Source organism: Methylobacterium sp. 285MFTsu5.1, from assembly GCF_000383455.1.
GTDB lineage: Bacteria > Pseudomonadota > Alphaproteobacteria > Rhizobiales > Beijerinckiaceae > Methylobacterium.
The window spans coordinates 98,603-118,131 of record NZ_KB911283.1 but is presented as its reverse complement, the minus strand read 5'-3'; the positions used below and the strand labels follow the sequence as shown (position 1 = coordinate 118,131).

Genomic DNA, 19,529 nt, shown 5'->3' with positions numbered 1-19,529 from the left:
GCGGCCGCGCCCGCCCATCGGCGGCGCGCGGGCCGGCGGCGCGAACGAACGGGATGTCACCATGGAGGACGCCGTGATGGAACTCGTGACCAAGCCCCTGCGGGACGAGGGTCCTCTGCCGCTCCTGGTCACGCCGCCGGAGGGCGCCGCGGGCGCGGCGCTCGCGGACGCGCTGCCGGCGATCCGGGCCGCGGCCGAGGCGCACCTCCACGCCGCGGGCGGCCTGCTGCTCCGCGGCTTCAGCCTCGACGGGCCCGACGCGTTCCGCAGCTTCGCGGCGGGCTTCGGCCACGACCTCCTGAGCTACGAGTTCGGCTCGACGCCGCGCAGCGCCGTGACCCAGGGGGTCTACACCTCGACCGAGTACCCGCCCCACCAGCACATCCCGCTGCACAACGAGCAGGCCTACGCCCGCGACTGGCCGATGAAGATCTGGTTCTACTGCCAGCAGGCGGCGCCCGAGGGGGGCGAGACGCCGCTGGCTGACAGCCGCGCCATCTACCGCGCCGTGCCCGAGCCGATCCGCGCGCGCTTCGCCGAGCGGGGCCTGATGTACGTGCGCAACTACGGCAACGGGCTCGACGTGGCCTGGGAGCAGGTGTTCGGCACGCAGGACCGAGGGGCGGTCGAGGCGTACTGCGCCGGCCACGGGATCACCTGCGAGTGGAAGCCGGACGGCGACCTCCGCACCCGGCAGGTCTGCCAGGGCACCGCCCGCCACCCCGAGACCGGCGAGCCGGTGTGGTTCAACCAGGCCCACCTGTTCCACGTCTCGAACCTCGAGCCGGAGGTGCGCGCGACCCTCCTCGACCTCGTCGACGAGCCGGACCTGCCGCGCAACGTCTACTACGGCGACGGCAGCCCGATCCCCGACGCGGATCTCGACGCGATCCGCGCCGTGCTCGCCGCGCACACCGTCGTCTTCCCCTGGCAGTCCGGCGACGTGGTGATGCTGGACAACATGCTGACCGCCCACGCGCGGACACCCTTCAAGGGCCCGCGCAAGGTCGTGGTGGCGATGGCGCAAGCCGGCCGCGCGCAGTGATGGCGGCGGCGTTCGCCTTCGCGGAGCCCGGGTCCGCGCCAGGGACCGCGCTGTGGCGCGCCCTCGCGCGGGGCGCCCGCGCCCGGCTCGTGCTGGCCGGCGCGGCGAGCCTCGTCGGCGGGATCGCCACGACGGGCCTGATCGTGCTCATCAACGGGGCGCTCCACGCGTCCGAGCCCGCCCGGGCCGACCGGGTCGCCGCCTTCGCGGCGACCGCCCTCCTCGCCTGCGCGGCGCTCGTCGTCTCGCGCGCCCTCTTCGCCGATCTCGGGCAGCGCGGGCTCGCCGATCTCCGGTCCGCGATCGCCGCGCGCGTCCAGGCCGCCGCGTTCGCGGATCTCGAGGCTGTGGGGAGCGCCCGGGTGCAGGCGCTGGTGACCGAGGACGCCAACCAGGTCGCCAACTTCCTCACGGCGCTGCCCGTGCTCGTCACCAACTGCGCGGTGGTCGCGGCGACCCTCGCCTATCTCGGCTATCTGTCGTTCCCCCTGTTCCTGGCCTCGGCCCTCACGATCGCCCTGGGGGCCGCGGGCTACTCCGCCTGCTACGGCCGCGTCACGCGCCACCTCGCCCGGGCCGGGGCGGAGCAGGACCGCCTCGTCGGACATTTCCAGGCGCTGCACGGCGGCGCCAAGGAGCTGCGCCTCAACCGGGAGAAGGGGCGCCACTTCCTCGACGCGGTCCTGGCGACCGCGATCGCCCGCGTCGCCGACCACCGCCGGCGCGGCCTCGCCCTCCTCGCGCTGGCGGCGGGCTGGGGCCGCATCCTGTTCCTGGCCCTGATCGGGCTCGCGCTGTTCGTCCCCGGGACCGGCGCGCAGAGCCAGGCGGTGACGACCGGGTACGTCATCGCCCTGCTCTACCTGATGGGGCCGCTCGAGGCGGTGCTGAACACGATGCCGCTCGTCAACCTCGCCCGCGTCGGCGCGCGGCGGATCGAGGCGGCCTTCGCCGAGCTGCCGCCCGAGCCGGTCGGCGATCCGGGGACAGGCCCGGCCGCGCCCCGGCGCGACGCCACCGTGACCCTGCGGGGCGTGACCCATCACCGGGCCGATCCGCAGACCGGCGACCGCTTCGACCTTGGCCCGGTCGACCTGACGCTGCGCCCCGGGGAGATCACCTTCCTGGTCGGCGGCAACGGCTCCGGCAAGACCAGCCTCGCCCGGGTGATCGCCGGCCTGCACCCGCCGACCGGCGGGACGCTGTGCCTGGACGGCCGCCCGGTGGCGGGCGCGGCCCTCGCCGGCTACCGCGCGCACGTCGCGGCCGTCTTCTCCGATTTCCACCTGTTCGAGACGCTGCTCGGCCGGCCGGACGCCGCGCGCGAGGCGCAGGCGCGCGCGTGGCTGGCGCGCCTCGGCCTCGACGGCCGCGTCAGCCTCCGGGACGGGGTCTTCTCGACCCGCGATCTCTCGACGGGCCAGCGCAAGCGGCTCGCCCTCCTCGTCGCCTGCCTGGAGGACCGGCCCGTCATGATCTTCGACGAGTGGGCCGCCGACCAGGATCCCGACTCCCGGGCGGCCTTCTACGAGACGCTCCTCCCGGAGCTGGCCGCCGAGGGCCGGACGATCCTCGTCGTCACCCACGACGACCGCTGGTTCGACCGGGCCGACCAGGTCGTGAAGCTCGAGCGCGGCCTCGTGGTGGAGCACCGCGCCGCCCCGCCGCGCGGCCGCCAGGCGGGAGCCGGCGCGTGAGCCTGCACGAGAGCCTGCACGTGGGCCGCGCGCACCGCGCGCCGTCGCCCCACCGGCCCGCGCCGGACGACAGCCTCGTGGCGATCCTGCGGGCGCGGGCGGCCGCCACGCCCGACCGGCTGACCCTGCGCTTCCTCACGGACGGGCGCGCGGTCGGGGCGTCCCTCGACTACGCGGAACTCGACCGGCGGGTCCGCGCCCTCGCGGCGCGCCTCCAGCGCGACGCCGAGCCCGGCGCGCGGGCGCTCATCGCCCTGCCGAGCGGACCGGACTACGTCGTGGCGTTCTTCGCCTGCCTCTACGCGGGCCTCGTCGCCGTGCCCTCCTTCCCGCCGGAGACGCGGGATCCGCACCACGCGGCCCGCCTCGCCCTGATGATCGCCGACATGGCACCGCGCCACGTCCTGACCGATCGGGCGAACCGCGAGACCGTGGCGGCGACCTGCGCGGGCAGCTCCGTGGGGGCGATCGTCTGCGTCGACGCGGTCGGCAGCGCCGGGGCGGAGACGTGGCGGCCGGTCCCGTGCCCGCCCGACACCCTCGCCTTCCTGCAGTACACGTCGGGCTCGACCGCGAATCCCAAGGGCGTCGAGGTCACGCACGGCAACATCGTCGCCAACGCCCGCTGGCTCGCCGAGGCGATCGCGCCCGGCCCGGACGACGTCTTCGTCTCCTGGCTGCCCCTCTACCACGACATGGGCCTGATCGCGGGGCTGATCGAGCCGATCTTCGCCGGCGCGCCGCTCGTGCTGATGAGCCCGCAGGCCTTCCTCGCCCGGCCCGCCTCGTGGCTCGAGGCGATCGGCGCGCATGGCGGCACGATCAGCGGCGGCCCGGACTTCGCCTACCGGCTGGCCTGCGAGCGCGTCGGCGCCGCCGCGCTGGCGGGGCTCGACCTCGCCGGGTGGCGCGTCGCCTACAGCGGTGCCGAGCCGATCCGGCCCCGGACCCTCACCCGCTTCGCCGAGCGCTTCGCCCCGGCGGGCTTCGCGCCGACGGCGCTCAGCCCCGCCTACGGCCTCGCCGAGGCGACCCTCCTCGTCGCGGCCAAGCCCCTGGGCACGCCGTGGCGCCGGCTGAGCGTGGCGCCGGCGGCGCTGGCGGCCGGCCGCGCCGTCGCCGACGAGGCCGGCACCGCCCTCGCGGGCAGCGGCCGGCCGGTCCGGCCCGAGCACCTGCGGATCGTCGACCCGCGCACGGGCCTCCCCTGCCCCGACGGGACGGTCGGCGAGATCTGGCTCAGCGGCCCCTGCGTCGCGCGCGGCTACTGGAACAACCCGGAGGCGACCCGCGCGACCTTCGTGCCCCGCGACGGCGCGACCTGGCTGCGGACCGGGGACCTCGGCTTCCTGGACGGCGGCGAGCTCTTCGTCACCGGGCGCGCCAAGGACCTCATCATCCTGCGCGGCCACAACGTCTATCCGCAGGACGTGGAGACGGCAGTCGAGGCGCGCGTGCCGGCTCTCCGCCCGGGGCGGGTCGCGGCCTTCGCGGTCGAGGGCCCGGCGGGCGAGGCGATCGGGATCGCCGCCGAGATCGGCCGGAGCGCCGCCGCCCGCGCGCCGGAGATCGCCGCCGCGGTCGACGCCGCGCTGGCGGAGGTGCTGGCCGAGCCGGCGGAACTCGTGGCCCTGCTGGCGCCGGGCACCCTGCCCAAGACCACGAGCGGGAAGCTCCGGCGCGGCGCGTGCCGGGACGGCCTCGCGGCCGGCGACCTCACCCCCCTCCACCTCTACCGGCGCCCGCAGGGTGCCCCGGCGCCGGATGAGCCGCCCCGGAGCGCGACGGAGCGCGCCCTCGCGGCGATCTGGTGCGATCTCCTCGGCCTGGACGAGGTCTCGCGCGGGCGCGGTTTCCTGGAACTCGGCGGCCACTCGCTCCTGGCGATGCGCGCCGTCGACCGCGTCCGCGCCGCCTTCGGGGTCGCCCTGCCGCTGCGCGACCTGTTCGCGGCCCCGACCCTCGCCGACCTCGCGGCGCGGATCGACGCGCTGCCCCGCGACGCGGTGCCGGCGCCCGCGCTCCTGCCGAATGCGGGCCCGCCCCTGCTGTCGCTCGGCCAGCAGCGGCTCTGGCTGGCCGAGCGGCTCGGCGACCCGGCCGGGCGCGGCGCCTACGTCATGGTCGGACATATCCGGTTCGGAGGCCCGCTGGATCCCGACCGGCTCGCCGCGGCCCTGCGCCGGGTCGTCGCCCGGCACGCCGTGCTGCGGACCGGCTATCCGACCGGCGAGGACGGCCTTCCGGAGCCCCGGATCGCCGAGGCGGTCGCCCTCGACGTGCCCGTCGACGACCTCACCGGCCTCGATCCGGGCGCCCGCGAGGTCCGGGTCGCCGCGTGCGAGGCCGCGGAGGCCGCCGCGCCGTTCGACCTCGCCGTGCCGCCGCTCCTGCGCGCCCGGCTCCTGCGCCTGGCCGCCGACGATCACCGCCTCGTCCTGGCCCTCCACCACCTCGTCGGCGACGGCTGGTCGGTCGGCGTGCTGCTCTCCGAACTCGGGGCCGCCTATCGCGGCGCGGAGGCGCCGCCCCTCCCCGTCCAGTACACGGATTTCGCGCGCTGGCACCGGGCGGCCGTGGAGCGCGCGGCGGCGGCCGAGACCGCGTTCTGGCGCGGGCACCTCGCGGAGGTGCCCGCCCTGCTGCCCCTGCCGACCGACCGGCCGCGGCCGGCGGTCCCGTCGCAGGCCGGCGGCTCCGTCCGCTTCGAACTGCCGGGGCCGCTGGTCGTCCGTCTGGCGGAGCTGGGCCGGGCGCGCGGCGCCTCGCCGTTCGTCGTGCTGCTCGCGGGCTTCCAGGCCCTGCTCCATCGGCTGAGCGGGGCCGAACGCTTCGTGGTCGGCACCGACGTCGCGGGCCGGCCGCACCCCGAGCTGGCCGGGCTGATCGGCTTCTTCGTCAACGTGCTGCCGATCCGGGCGCGCCTCGACGGCGCCCCGTCCTTCGCCGCGCTGATCGAGCGCGTCCGCGAGGACGTCCTCGCCGTCTTCGAGCACGCCACCCTGCCCTTCGACCGGATCGTCGACGCCCTCGACATCCCGCGCGCCCGCGCCCGGCCACCCCTCGTCCAGGCCCTGTTCGTGATGCAGAACGCGCCGCCCGGCGATTTCGGTGTCCCGGGGCTCGCGGCCGAGGCCCGGGCGGCCAGCGCGCACGGCTCGAAATTCGAGATGGCGCTCTTCCTCGACCCGCCCGCGCCGGGGGGCGGGATCGCGGCCGAGTGGGTCTTCGCCACGGCCCTGTTCACCCCCGAACGCGTCGCGCGCCTCGCGGAGGCCTACGCGACCCTGCTCGCCGCCGCAGCCGCCGCGCCCGCGGCCCCGCTCCCGACCCTGCTGCCCGGCCTGCCCGACCTTCTGCCCGCGCTCCCGCCCTCACGAGACCCGGAGGACCCCGTCATGTCGAACACCGCCCCGTCGCTCCCGCGCACCGGCCGCCTGGAAGCGAAGCTCGACAAGCTCAAGGGACTGGGCGCCGGCAAACCCGCCGCCGCCGCGGGCGAGCCGGCCCGCATCTCGACCCTGGCGCCCGGGCGCGACTTCCCCCTCGTGATCGAGCCGCTGTCGGCCGACGTCGACGCGGTGGCCTGGGCGACCGCCCAGCGCGACTGGGTCGAGGGCAAGCTGCGCCGCCACGCCGGCCTGCTGCTGCGCGGCTTCGGCATCGCGACCCCGCAGGAATTCGAGGCCTTCGCCGAGGCGCTCCAGCCCGGCCTCTACGGCGGGTACGGCGACCTGCCCAAGAACGAGGGCGGGAAGAACACCTACCGCTCGACGCCCTACCCCGAGCGGGAGATGATCCTCTACCACAACGAGAGCAGCCACCTGCATGCCTGGCCGCGCAAGCAGTGGTTCTTCTGCCAGCAGCCGTCGCCGGTGGGCGGCGCGACGCCCATCGTCGACTGCCGCGCGCTGTACCGGCAGCTGCCGCCGGCGATCGCCGACCGCTTCGAGCGCCTGGGGCTGATCTACGTCCGCACCTTCACGGAGCGCTTCGACGTCGACTGGCGCCGGTTCTTCCACACCGAGGATCGCGCGGCCGTGGAGGCGCGCTGCCGGGCCGAGGGCGTCGACTTCGCCTGGCTCGACGCGGACACGCTCCAGACCCGCACGCGCTGCCCGGCGGTGATCACCCACCCGCTGACCGGCGAGAAGTCGTTCTTCAACCAGGTGCAGCTGCACCACCCGCGCTGCCTCGACCCCGAGGTGCGCGCCGACCTCCTCGGCCTCGTGGGGCCGGAGCGGATGCCGCGCGACGTGCTCTACGGCGACGGCACGCCGATCGAGGACGCGGTGATGGACGAGGTCGGCCGCCTCTACGAGGCGATCGCCGTGCGCTTCGACTGGCGCCCCGGCGACGTCGTGATGCTCGACAACATGCTCGCCGCCCATGCCCGCGACCCCTACGAGGGGCCGCGCCGGATCGTCGTCGCCATGGGCGACATGGTCGAGCGCGGCGCGGTCACGGGAGCGGCGGCATGACCGGCGCGGCGATGACCGGCGCGGCGATGACCGGGGCGCCGGCCTCCCTCGCGGCGCCGACCCGGGCGCTGACCCCCGAGCAGCGCGCCTGCCTCGACGCGGCCGGCGCCGCGCCGAGTCTCGTGGCCGAGATCGACCTTCCCGGGCCGGTCGAGGCGGACCGCCTCCGCCGCGGCCTCGCCGCGGTCGCCGCCCGCCACGACGTCCTGCGCACCGCCTTCGTGCGCGAACCGGGCTTCCGCGGCCTGCGGCAGGCCGAGGCCGGCGCGCCCGCTATCCCGCTCGATACCGGCGCGCCGCAGGGAGACGTCGGGACCGTCGGCCTCGCGCCGGAGCGCGGCCAGACCCTCGCGGCCGTCCTCCTGCCGGGCGCGACGCCGCGGCTGCGCCTCGTCGCCAGCGCCCTCGCGGTCGATGCCGGCAGCCTCGACCGCGTCCTGTCGGAGGTCGCGGCCGCCTGCGCGGACGACGCGGCACCCGGCGCCGATCCCGAGGCCGCGACCTACGCCCAGTACGCGGAGTGGCGCGAGGCGGTCGCCGCCGACGACGCGGACGGCGAGGGCCAAGCCTACTGGCGGGACCAGATCGGCGCGGGCGCGGCGCCCCTCCGGCTGCCCTATCGCCGCGGGGCGGCCGCCGACGCGGTGGAGGAGCCGGCCGCCGCGATCCGGCTGAGTCGGGCCGTCGACGCCGCCGTCACGGACGCCTTCGCGCGGGCGTTGGCCCGGCCGGACCTCGCCGCGGCCGGCGCCGAGGCCGTGCTCCAGGCCGCGTGGTGGCTGCTCGTGGCGCGCCTCGCCGAGCGGACGGAGATCCTCGGCGGCTGGGCGCACGATTGCCGGCGCGACTACGCGGTCTTCGCCGGCACGGTCGGCGTCTTCACCAAGACGCTGCCCCTGCGCCTCGTCCTCCCGCCGGAGACCAGCGTCTCGGAGGCCGCGGCCGGTCTCGCCGCGCGGCTCGACGAGCACCGCGCCTTCCAGGAACTCTGCCCCCTCGACGCGGCCGGCGGCGACCGCCGCCCCGCGGTCGGCTTCGCGCTCGCGGCTCAGGGGGCCGCGCAGGACCGGCTCCTGCCCGGACCCGCCGGGTTCGAGCTCTGCCTGGAGCCGGCCCTCGACGCGGAGGGGCACCTCGCCGCGCTGACCTTGCACGCCGACCCGCGCCGCTACGCGGTGGAAGCCCTGGAGACCCTGCTCGATCAGGTCGAGACGCTGCTCGCCCGCCTGCCCGCGAAGGCCGCGACGCCCTTCGCGACCTACCCGCTCGTCGGCGCGCGCGATGAGGTGCGCCTGCGCGCCTTCGGCCGCCCGGCCGCCCGCGCCCTGCCGGCGGAGACCCTTCCGGTCCTCGTCGCCCGCCACGCGGCGACGGCGCCGGACGCCCCCGCCCTCGCCGGCGCTGGCCGCACCCTGTCGTACGCCGCGCTGGAGGATCGCGTCGCGCGCCTCGGCGCCTGGTTCGCCGCGCGCGGCGTCGGTCCCGAGCGCGTCGTCGCCCTGGACCTGCCGCGCTCCGTCGACCTCGTGGTGGCGATCCTCGCGGTCTGGCGCGCGGGGGGCGCCTACCTGCCCCTCGACCCGGCCTGGCCGCAGGCCCGCCGCGACCGCCTGATCGCGCTCGCCCGGCCCGCGCTGACCGTCGCGCTCGCGGCCGACCCCGCGGCCGGCCGGCACGCCCTCGGGGCGATCCTCGACGGCCTCGGTGAGGCCCGGCACCCCGCCGAGGCCCGGGACCCCTCCGACATGGCCTGCCTGCTCTTCACCTCCGGCTCGTCCGGGACGCCGAAGGGCGTGGTGATCGAGCACGCCCAGATCCGCGCCTACGCGGAGGCCGTCATCGACGCCCTCGACCTGTCCGGTTACGGGCGCTTCGCGCTGACCTCCACGGTGGCGGCCGACCTCGGCAACACCATGCTGTTCGCGGCGCTGCGCCTCGGCGCCTGCCTCGTGGTCGCCGACGAGGCCGAGATGGCCGACGGCCCGGCCTTCGCGCGCTTCCTGCGCGGCAACGCCGTCGCCTGCGCGAAACTGGTCCCGTCCCACCTCGCCGCCCTCCTCGACGGCGTCGAGGACCCCGCGCTGCCCGCCCTGCTGGTGCTCGGCGGCGAGCCGACGCCGGCCGCCCTGGTCCGGCGGATCCGGGCGGCGGCGCCGACGACGCGGATCGCCAACCATTACGGTCCCACCGAGGCCTGTGTCGGCGTGCTGGTGCATCCGGACGCGGCCACCGCGCCGCCGGACGAGAGCCTGCCGCTGAGCCGCGTGCTCGCCGGCAGCGAGGCCTACATCCTCGACGCGGCGGGCGCGCTCGCGCCGACCGGCGCGGTCGGCGTGCTCCACCTCGGGGGCGCCCAGATCTGCCGCGGCTACCTCCCGGGCACGGAGGCCGGCGGCGCGGGCGCGTTCTCGCCCAACCCCTTCGGAGCGGGGCGGCTCTACCGCACCGGCGACCGGGCCCGCCTGCTGCCCGGCGGCCGCCTCGTGCTCGCCGGGCGGGCCGACGACCAGATCAAGCTGCGCGGCCACCGCGTCGAGCCGGGCGAGGTCGAGGCCGCGCTGGCGGGCCTCGCCGGCGTGAGCCAGGCGGCGGTGCGCCCGTTCACGGGGCCGGACGGCGCGACCGGGCTCGCGGCCTACGTGGTCGCCGACCCCGAGCGGACACCCGCCGCGCTCCTCGCGGCGCTGGCCGAAACCCTGCCCGCCGCATGGCTGCCCGCCCCGATCCTGCGCCTCGACAGCCTGCCGCGGCTGGCCAACGGCAAGATCGACCGCGCCGCCCTGCCCCGTCCGGACGTTCATCCGGACGCGGACACGGGCGTCCCGCCCCGCACGGCGCTCGAGACCGTGCTCACCGACGCCATGGCGGAGCTGCTGGGCCTCCCGGCGGAGCGCCTCGGCGCCGCGGGCGACTTCTTCGCGGCCGGCGGCAACTCACTCCTCGTCATCAAGCTGACGGCGCGCATCCGCAAGCTGCTCAAGGTCGAGATCCCCCCGAGCCTGGTCTTCGACCACAGCACGCCCGCGACCCTCGCGGCGGCGCTCGGCACCTACGCCCCGCCGGACGCGATCGAGGAGACGGCGAGCCTGCGCCTGGAACTCGCCGGCCTGAGCGAGACCGAGCGCGCCGGCCTCGCCGGGGTGGGCGCGTGACCGGGGTCGGCGCGCGCGACGCGGCGCGGCAAGCGGCCCTCGCCCGCCTGCTGCGGGAGGACGCCGAGGCAGCCGACGGCATCCCGCGGCACGCCGGCGGCCCGGCGCCCCTGTCGTTCCCGCAGGCGCGGCTCTGGTTCCACCAGCGCTACGACCCGGAGAGCCCGGCCTACCACTCGGCCCGGGCCTTCCGCCTCACCGGCCCCCTCGACGTCCCGGCGCTCGAGGGCGCGTTCCGGAGCCTGATCGCCTGTCACGACGTCCTGCGCACGGCGCTGGCGGATACCGCCGACGGCCCGCGCCAGATCCTGCACCCGCACGTGCCGTTCGAACTCGAGCGCGTCCCGGCCCTCGACGGTGACCCGGGCGCGGCGCTGCGCGCCCTGAGCCGCCGCCCCTTCGATCTCACCCGCGCGCCGCCGCTGCGCGCGGTCCTGTCGGAGGCGGATCCGGCGGGCGGGCGCGTCCTCCTCGTGGTGATGCACCACATCGCGGTGGACGCGTGGTCGACGGCGCGGCTCTTCCGGGATCTCGCGCAGGCCTACCGCGCGGCCCTCGCCGATCCCGCGCGGATCGGGCAGCCGCTGCCCGCCCCGCGCCTGCGCTTCGTGGATTTCGCCGCGTGGCAGCGCGCCCGGTTCGACGGCGCGGCCGGGTCCGCGGCGATCGCGCGCGGGCGCCGCTACCTCGGCGACGCCGTCCCGGCCCTGGACCTGCCCCTCGACTATCCCCGCCAGCCCCTGGCGAACCGCCCGGGCGGGCGGGTCGACTTCACCCTGCCCGCCGATCTCGCCGGCGCGGTGGCCGTGTTCTGCCGGTCGCAGGCGTGCCCGCCCTTCGTGGCGCTGCTGGCGGCGTGGCAGGTGCTGCTCGCCCGCCTGAGCGGCCAGACGGACTTCGCCGTCGGCGTGCCGAACGCCGCCCGCACCCGCCCCGAGCTGCAGGACCTCGTCGGCTTCCTCGTCAACACGCAGGTCTACCGCGTCCGCCTCGATCCGCGCGGGAGCTTCCGCGATCTCTGCGCGCGGCTGCGCGGCGAGGCGATGGCGTTCCTGGCCGAGGACGACGTCCCCTTCGAGCGCCTCGTGTCGGAGACCGGGATCGCGCGCGACGCCGCGACCACGCCGGTCTTCCAGGCGGCGTTCAACTTCCGCCCCAGCCGGGATGCCACCCCCCTCGACCTCGCGGGGGTCGCGGCGGCGCGGATCGACGTCGACGTGGCGAGCGCCAAGTTCGACGTCGCCCTCGACGTCGCCGCCGACGGGACCGGCATCGATTGCCAGCTCGAGTACGATGCCGGCCTGATCGCGGACGCCACCGCCCGGCATTGGCGCGACGGGTTCCTCACCCTGCTGCGCGCCCTCGTCGCGGCGCCAGACCGGCCCCTCCACGCGGCGAGCACGCTCACGGCCTCCGACCGGGCGGTGATCGGCTCGGCGAACGCGACCGCCCGGGCTTATCCGGACGGCGCCGGCGACGTCCTCGCCGCCTTCGCAGGCCATCTCGCGCAAGACCCGGACGCGATCGCGGTGACCGACGCCCGGACCAGCTTGACCCGCGCCGGCCTCGACGCCCGCGCCACCGCCATCGCCCGACGCCTCGCCCGCGCCGGCGCCCGACCCGAGCGAGTCGTCGGCGTCCTCCTCGCGCTCACCTGCGACCTGCCCGCAGCCCGCCTCGCCGCCCTCGCCGCAGAGGCCGACCTCCTCCTCACCCAGCCCGAACTCGCCGACCAGCACCCCGCCCTCGCCGACGCCGCAGGGCGAGCGCCCCTCGTCCTCGACGCCGATCCGGATACCGATCCGGATACCGATCCGGATACCGATCCGGATACCGACGCGGACGACGACAGCGCCCGGCCCGTCCGGACCCGCACCCGCGCCCCCCACCCGGACGCGCTCGCCTACGTCCTGCACACCTCCGGCTCCACCGGCACCCCCAAGGCCTGCGCCAACACCCACGCCGCCCTCGCCAACCGCCTCGCCTGGATGGCCGACCACCTGTGCGTCGGTGCCCACGACACCATCCTGCACAAGACCCCCGTCTCCTTCGACGTCGCCGTCTGGGAGATCCTCCTGCCCCTCGTCACCGGCGCACGCCTCGTCCTGGCGCCCCCCGGCGCCCACCGCGACCCCGACGCCATCGCACGCCTCATCGGCCGGCACGCCGTCACCCTCCTGCACTTCGTGCCCGCCCAGCTCTCGGCCGCCCTCGCCGCCAGCGCCCTCGACGACACCGCCAGCCTCACCCGACTGGTCGCCAGCGGCGAGGCCCTGCCGCCCGACCTCGCCCGCGCCGTCGCCGCCCGCACCGGCGCGCGGGTGCACAACCTCTACGGACCCGCCGAGGCCGCCATCGACGTCACCGCCTGCGACGTCGCAGCCTGGGATGGCGCCTGCGACGACGCCTGCGATGGCGCCTGCGATGGCGCCTGCGACGGCGCAAGCGACAGCGCCTGCGCAGATGGGCCCGTCCCCGGGCCGCGCGTGCCGATCGGCGCGCCCATCGCCAACCTGCGCCTGCACGTCCTCGACGACGCGCTCCACCCGGTGCCGGTCGGCGTTGTCGGCGAGCTCTACATCGGCGGCCTCGGCCTCGCCCGGGGCTACCGCGGCCAGCCCGGCCTGACCGCCGCGCGGTTCGTGCCCGACCCGGAGGCCGGGCGCGGCGGCGCGCCGGCCGGGGCGCGGCTGTACCGCACCGGCGACCGGGCGGCGTGGCGGGCGGACGGGCAGCTCGACTACCGCGGGCGGGCGGACGATCAGGTCAAGATCCGCGGCCAGCGCGTGGAGCCGGGCGAGGCGGCCGCCGCGCTGCGGGCGCTGCCGGGTGTGGCCGAGGCGGCGGTGGTCGCCCGTCCCGGTCCGGACGGGGGGCTGCGGCTGGTGGGCTACGCGGTGCCGGCGGCCGGCGGCGCGCTCGACGAGCCCGCGCTGCAGCGGGCCCTGGCGGACACGCTGCCCGACGCGCTGCGCCCCGCCCGCATCCTCGCCCTCCCCGCGCTGCCGGTCTCCGCAAACGGGAAGCTCGACCCAAGACGGCTCCCCGAGCCGGACTGGGCGGGCGCGGGCCGGCGCGGGCCGCGCACCGCGCGCGAGGCGGCCGTGGCGCGGGCCTTCGCGCAGGTGCTCGGCCTCGACGCGGTCGGGATCGACGACGGCTTCTTCGACCTCGGCGGCCACTCGCTGCTCGCCACCCGCCTCGTCAGCCGGCTGCGCGCGGCGCTCGGCGTCGAGCTGCCGCTGCGCGCCGTGTTCGAGGCCCCGACGGTCGCGGCTCTGAGCGGGTGGATCGCCGCGGTCGGCGGCGACGCGGCAGGACGCGCCGGCCCCGCGCGCCTACCCCTCGGCGCGCGCCCGCGGCCGGATGTCGTCCCGCTCTCCGCGGCCCAGACCCGGATGTGGCTGCTGTCGCGGATCGACGGCGCGCATCCCTACACCATCCCGATCGCGCTCCGCCTCACGGGCCCGCTCGACGCCGACGCGCTACGCGCGGCCCTCGCCGACGTGGTCGCGCGCCACGAGAGCCTGCGGACCCGCATCGTCGCGATCGACGGGGCGCCGGCGCAGCAGGTCCTGCCGCCCGACGCGGCGCGGCCCGGCCTCGATCTGTGCGCGGCGGACCCGGAATCGTGGCCGGACGCGCTGTCCGCGGCGGCGCGCGCGCCCTTCGACCTGGCCGTTGACCTGCCGATCCGCGCGCGGCTGTACCGGTTCGGCCCGGACGCGCACGGGCTCCTCCTCCTGATCCACCACGTCGCCGCCGACGGCTGGTCGCTGACTCCGCTGATGCGCGATCTCGCGGCGGCCTACGCGGCGCGGTGCCGCGGCGCGGCGCCGGAGCGCCCGGCCCTACCGGTGCAGTACGCGGACTACGCGCTCTGGCAGCGCGACCGTCTCGGCGACGAGGCCGACCCGGACAGCCTGATCGCCCGCGAGATCGGCTACTGGCGCGCGCAGCTCGCGGGGCTGCCCGAAGGCCTCGCGCTGCCCACCGACCGGCCGCGCGCGGCGACGGCGAGCCACCGCGGGCGGCGCGTGCCCCTCGCCCTCGGGCCGGACCTGCACCGCGCCCTGTCGGATCTCGCGCGGCGCGAGCGGTCGAGCCTGTTCATGGTGCTCCAGGCCGGCCTGTCCGCGCTCCTGACCCGCCTGGGCGCGGGCGAGGACATCCCGCTCGGGAGCCCGATCGCGGGCCGCACGGACGAGGCCCTCGACGGCCTCGTCGGCTGCTTCGTCAACACGCTGGTGCTGCGCACCGACACGTCCGGCGACCCGAGCGGGCGCGACCTCGTGGGACGGGCCCGCGCCGTCGCGCTCGAGGCCTACGCGCACCAGGACGTGCCCTTCGAACGCCTCGTGGAGGTGCTGAACCCGCCGCGCTCGCTCGCGCGCCATCCCCTGTTCCAGGTCATGCTGGCGCTTCAGGACGGCGTGCCGGATTCGTTCGATCTGGCCGGCCTGCGCGCCGTCCCGGATCCGGTCGGCGCCGGGGCCGCGCGGTTCGACCTCGCCTTCGACCTCGTCGAGCGGCGCGGGGCCGACGGGACGGAGGCGGGCGTCGTCGGCCACCTCGAATACGCCACGGACCTCTTCGAAGAAGCCGGCGCGATCCGCCTCGCGGACCGGTTCGCGCGGCTGCTCGCGGCCCTGGCGGCCGAGCCGGACCGGGCAATCGGGGATCTCGACCTGTTCGAGGCCGGCGAGCGGCGGCAGATCCTGACGGACTGGAACGCGACGGCGCGGGCGGTGCCGCGCGAGACCCTGCCGGCGCTCGTCGCCGCGCAGGCGGCCCGCGCGCCGGAAGCCGTCGCCCTCGTGGCCGGATCGGAGGTGCTGCGCTACGCGGAGCTCGAGGCCCGCGCCAACCGGATCGCCCACGCGCTCATCGCCCGCGGGATCGGACCGGAGGACATCGTGGCGGTGGCGCTGCCGCGCGGGCCGGACCTCGTCGCGGCGCTGCTGGGTGTGCTCAAGGCCGGGGCGGCCTACCTGCCGCTCGACCCGGGCTACCCCGCGGAGCGGCTCGCCCTCATGCTGGCCGATGCCCGGCCCGCCGGCCTCGTGACCGTCGACGCGTGGCCGCGGCCGGACGGCCTGCCCGCCCTGGTGCTCGACGCCCCGGACGGGCGCGCGGCGCTCGCGGCCGCGCCGGCCCGCGCGCCGACCGACCGGGATCGGGCGCGCCCGCTCGTGCCGGCCCATCCCGCCTACGTGATCTACACGTCCGGCTCCACGGGCCGGCCCAAGGGGGTCGTGGTCCCGCATGCCGGCCTGACCAACCTGCTGCACGACCTCGTCGATCGCCTCGGCGTGACGCCGGCGGACCGGCTGCTCGCCGTCACCACGGTCGGCTTCGACATCGCGGGCCTCGAACTGTTCGGGCCGCTCCTCCGCGGCGCGCGCGTGGTGCTGGCCGGGCGGGACGACCTGCTCGATCCCGGGCGTCTGGCGCGGCTCGTCCGCGAGGCGGGCATCACGCTGATGCAGGCCACGCCGACCCTGTGGCGCGGCCTCGCGGAGACGGACGCCCTGCGCGGCGTGCGGGTGCTGGTGGGCGGCGAGGCGCTGCCGCCCGACCTCGCGGGCGCCCTGAGCGCGCGGGCGGCGCGGGTCACCAACCTCTACGGCCCGACCGAGACCACGATCTGGTCCACGGCGGCCCAGATCGTGCCCGGCGCGGAGGCCGTCACCGTCGGCGCGCCCCTGTGGAACACGCAGGCCTACATCCTCGACGGCGGCCTGCGGCCGGTCCCGCCAGGCACGGTCGGCGAACTCTACCTCGCGGGCGCCGGGCTCGCCCGCGGGTATCTCGGGCGGCCGGGGCTCACGGCCGAGCGCTTCGTCCCCTGCCCCTTCGGGCCGCCCGGCGCGCGCATGTACCGGACCGGCGACCGCGCGCGCTGGCGCGCGGACGGGGCCCTCGACTACCGCGGCCGCGTCGACCACCAAGTGAAGATCCGCGGCGTGCGCATCGAGCCCGGCGAGGTCGAGGCGGCGCTGATCGCGCAACCCGGCGTCGCGCAGGCCGTCGTGACCGCGCGGCAGGACCGGCCCGGCGACGCGCGGCTGGTGGCCCACGTCGTCCCCGGCCCCGGGGCGGCGCTCGACCCCGCGGAGCTGCGCCGGGCGCTCGCCGCGACGCTGCCGGACGCGATGGTGCCCGCGGCCGTCGTGACGCTCGATGCCCTGCCGCTGACCCCCAACGGCAAGGTCGACCGCGCCGCCCTGCCGGCGCCGGAGCCGGTCGCCGACCCGGCCGCCGACCCGCCGCGGACCGGGACGGAGCGCCGCCTCGCCGCTGTCTGGGCCGAGGTGCTGAACCTCCCCTCGGTCGGGCGCGGCGACAACTTCTTCGCCCTGGGCGGGCACTCGCTCCTCGTCGCCCGGGTCGTCGCGCGCCTGAGCGAGGCGCACGGCATCGTCCTGCCCCTGCGCGCCGTCTTCGAGGCGCGCACCCTGGCGGATCTCGCGGTCGCGATCGACGGCCGGGACGCGGGTGGCGCGGACGCCGACATCGACGCGATGAGCGACCTCCTCGACGCGCTGGAACACGCCGAATGACCGACACCGGCCCCTCGCGGGACGACCAGCTGCGCGCCCTGGCGGCGCGCTTCTCCGCGCTGCCCGACGGCAAGCGCCGCCGGTTCGTGCAGGACCTCGCCGCGCGCGGCCTCGAGGCGGACCGCCTGCCGATCCTGCCCGCGGAGGGCGGCGACGCGGGACCGCTCTCCGACGCGCAGCGCCGGTTCTGGCTCCTCTGGCAGCTCGACCCGGAGAGCCCGGCCTATCACATCGTCGGCGCGCTGCGCCTGACCGGTCCGCTCGACCCCGAGGCGCTGGACCGGGCGTTCGCCGGCGCCGTCGCCCGTCACGCGGGCCTGCGCGCGCGCTTCCCCCTGCGCGACGGGGAGCCGGTGCAGCAGGTCGACCCGGCGGGCACCTTCGCGATGGTCCGCCACGACCTGACCGGCTGCGACGCGGCCGAGGCGCGGGCGCGTCGCGCCGCGATCGAGGCGGCCGTCGAGCGGGCGCCCTTCGACCTCGCGCGCGGGCCCCTGCTGCGCGCCGCCCTGGTGCGCGAGGCGCCGGATCGGCACGTCGTCTTCCTGACCCTGCACCACATCGTCGGCGACGCCGTGTCGATGGACCTGCTGATCGACGCGGTCGCCACCGGCTACGGATCCGACGCGCCGGAGAGCGCGGCCCCCGCCATCACCTACGCGGATTACGCCGCCTGGCAGGCGCGGATGCTGGACGCGGGCGCCCAGGCCGCGAGCCTCGGGTTCTGGACGGACCTCCTCGGCACGGAGCACCCCGTCCTCGCCCTGCCCGCCGACCGGCCGCGCCCCGACGTGCCCAGCTTCACCGGGGAGACGCTGACCTTCCCGCTGCCGCCCGCGACCGCGGCGGGCATCCGCGCCCTGGCCCGCCGCGGCGGCGCGACCGCGTTCCACGTCCTCGCCGCCGGCTTCGCGATCCTGCTCCAGCGCCTCGGCGGCGAGCGCGCTCTCCGCCTGGGCGTGCCGGTGGCGAACCGCACCCGGCCCGAGACCGCGGGCGTGATCGGCAGCTTCGCCAACACCCTGGTGCTGCCCTTCGCGTTCGACCCGCTGGACAGCTTCGCCGCGTGCGTGGAGGCGACGCGGGCGCTCCTCGTGGAAGCCCAGGCCCATCAATCCGTGCCGTTCGAGCGGCTCGTGAGCGCCCTGAGCCCCGACCGGCATCCGGGCCGCAATCCCCTGTTCCAGGCGATCGTCCAGCACCTGCAGGAGCGCCCGCTCGCCACGATCCGCCTCGGCGACCTGTCGGTCGAGCGCGTCCCCCGCGCCACCGGCAGCGCCCACGTGGATCTCGGCCTGACCACGCTGGAGGACGCGCAGGGCGGCTTCACCGCGCACCTCACCTACGCCCGCGACCTGTTCGACGCGGCCACCGTCGCGCGCTGGCGCGACCATTTCCTGACCCTGCTGGGCAGCCTCGTCGCGGCGCCGGACGCGCCGATCCACGGGGCGCCCTTGCTCACACCGGGCGAGATCGCGCGGCTGAACCCGCCCTCCGCGCCGTCCGAGGTCGACGGGCAGCCCGTTCACGTGACCATCGCGGGGTTCGCGCGCACGGACCCCGAACGGACCGCGGTGATCTTCGCCGATCGCGCCACGAGCCGCGGCGCGCTGGACGCCGAGGCGAACCGCCTCGCGCACCGTCTCGCCGAGGCCAGCATCGGCCCGGACACGGTCGTCGCCGTGATGCTGCCCCGCTCGCCCGGCCTGCTCGCCGCCTATCTCGGCGTGCTCAAGGCGGGCGGCGCCTACCTGCCGCTCGGGCTCGACCTGCCGGACGCGCGGATCGCCGCGATGGTCGCCGACAGCGGCGCGCGCGTCCTCGTCACGGATCGCGCCCATGCCGGCCGCGGGCCGGCCGCGGTCCCGCGGATCCTGATCGACGCGGACGCGCCGGACGCGGGCGCGGGGCCTCCACCCCCGGTGGCGCTCCACCCGGAGAACCTCGCCTACCTGATCTACACCTCCGGCTCGACGGGGAAGCCGAAGGCGGTGGCGGTCGCGCACGGCCCGCTCGCGATGCACGTCCGCGCGACCGCGCCGCACTACGAGATGGACGCGGACTCCCGCGAGTTCCACTTCATCACCTTCAACTTCGACGGCGGGCACGAGCGCTGGCTGACGGCGCTCGCCTGCGGCGCCAGCCTCGTGCTCCGCGACGACGCGCTCTGGTCGCCGGCGGAGGTGTTCGCGGCGTTCCGCCGGCACGGCGTGACGAATGCCGGCTTCCCGCCGAGCTACGTCCGGGAACTGACGCGCTGGGCCGAGCAGGAGGGCGGCGCGCCGACCCTCGACCTGCTCTCCTTCGGCGGCGAGGCGATGCCGCGCGACGAGCTCGCGCGCGTCAACCGCGCCCTCGGGCCGCGCCGCCTCATCAACGGCTACGGGCCGACCGAGACCGTGGTGACGCCGCTCGTCTGGAAGGTCCCCGCCGGCACGACCTGCGACACGCCCTACGCGCCGATCGGCAGCCCGGTGGGCGACCGGACCGCCTGGATCCTCGACGACGCGCTGCACCCGGTGCCGGTGGGGGTGGTGGGCGAGCTCTACATCGGCGGCACCGGCCTCGCCCGCGGCTATCTCGGACGCCCC

Annotated in this window: 5 protein-coding genes; all 5 read left to right on the top strand. The window is 77.1% G+C overall.

The window, feature by feature from the left end; translation table 11 throughout:
* Positions 1 to 61 precede the first annotated feature (61 nt).
* The 5 genes from H288_RS0119950 to H288_RS0119930 are packed head-to-tail and all read left to right on the top strand — an operon-like array spanning position 62 to position 16,938.
* Positions 62 to 1,045, top strand: a complete 984-nt coding sequence (locus H288_RS0119950; protein ID WP_020094342.1) for a TauD/TfdA family dioxygenase — start codon at positions 62 to 64, stop codon at positions 1,043 to 1,045.
* Positions 1,045 to 2,742 carry a cyclic peptide export ABC transporter gene (locus H288_RS0119945; RefSeq protein ID WP_020094341.1) on the top strand — a complete coding sequence of 566 codons (1,698 nt, stop codon included), beginning with the start codon at positions 1,045 to 1,047 and terminating at the stop codon, positions 2,740 to 2,742. The genes H288_RS0119950 and H288_RS0119945 overlap by 1 nt, the downstream gene beginning before the upstream one ends.
* Positions 2,739 to 7,223 carry a TauD/TfdA family dioxygenase gene (locus tag H288_RS0119940; protein ID WP_020094340.1) on the top strand — a complete coding sequence of 1,495 codons (4,485 nt, stop codon included), beginning with the start codon at positions 2,739 to 2,741 and terminating at the stop codon, positions 7,221 to 7,223. The genes H288_RS0119945 and H288_RS0119940 overlap by 4 nt, the downstream gene beginning before the upstream one ends.
* Positions 7,220 to 10,375 (top strand): amino acid adenylation domain-containing protein, encoded by a 3,156-nt coding sequence (locus H288_RS32540; protein ID WP_020094339.1) that lies wholly within the window; start codon positions 7,220 to 7,222, stop codon positions 10,373 to 10,375. Before H288_RS0119940 ends, H288_RS32540 begins: the two co-directional genes overlap by 4 nt.
* Complete coding sequence (locus tag H288_RS0119930; protein ID WP_020094338.1) at positions 10,372 to 16,938, top strand: non-ribosomal peptide synthetase; 6,567 nt, start codon at positions 10,372 to 10,374, stop codon at positions 16,936 to 16,938. Before H288_RS32540 ends, H288_RS0119930 begins: the two co-directional genes overlap by 4 nt.
* The last annotated feature ends 2,591 nt before the right edge of the window (positions 16,939 to 19,529 follow it).

What these genes read in the sequence shown, in the direction of transcription:
- H288_RS0119950 (WP_020094342.1), top strand. Translation starts at nt 62, where the DNA reads ATGGAGGACGCCGTGATGGAACTCGTGACCAAGCCCCTGCGGGACGAG.
- H288_RS0119945 (WP_020094341.1), top strand. Translation starts at nt 1,045, where the DNA reads ATGGCGGCGGCGTTCGCCTTCGCGGAGCCCGGGTCCGCGCCAGGGACC.
- H288_RS32540 (WP_020094339.1), top strand. Translation starts at nt 7,220, where the DNA reads ATGACCGGCGCGGCGATGACCGGCGCGGCGATGACCGGGGCGCCGGCC.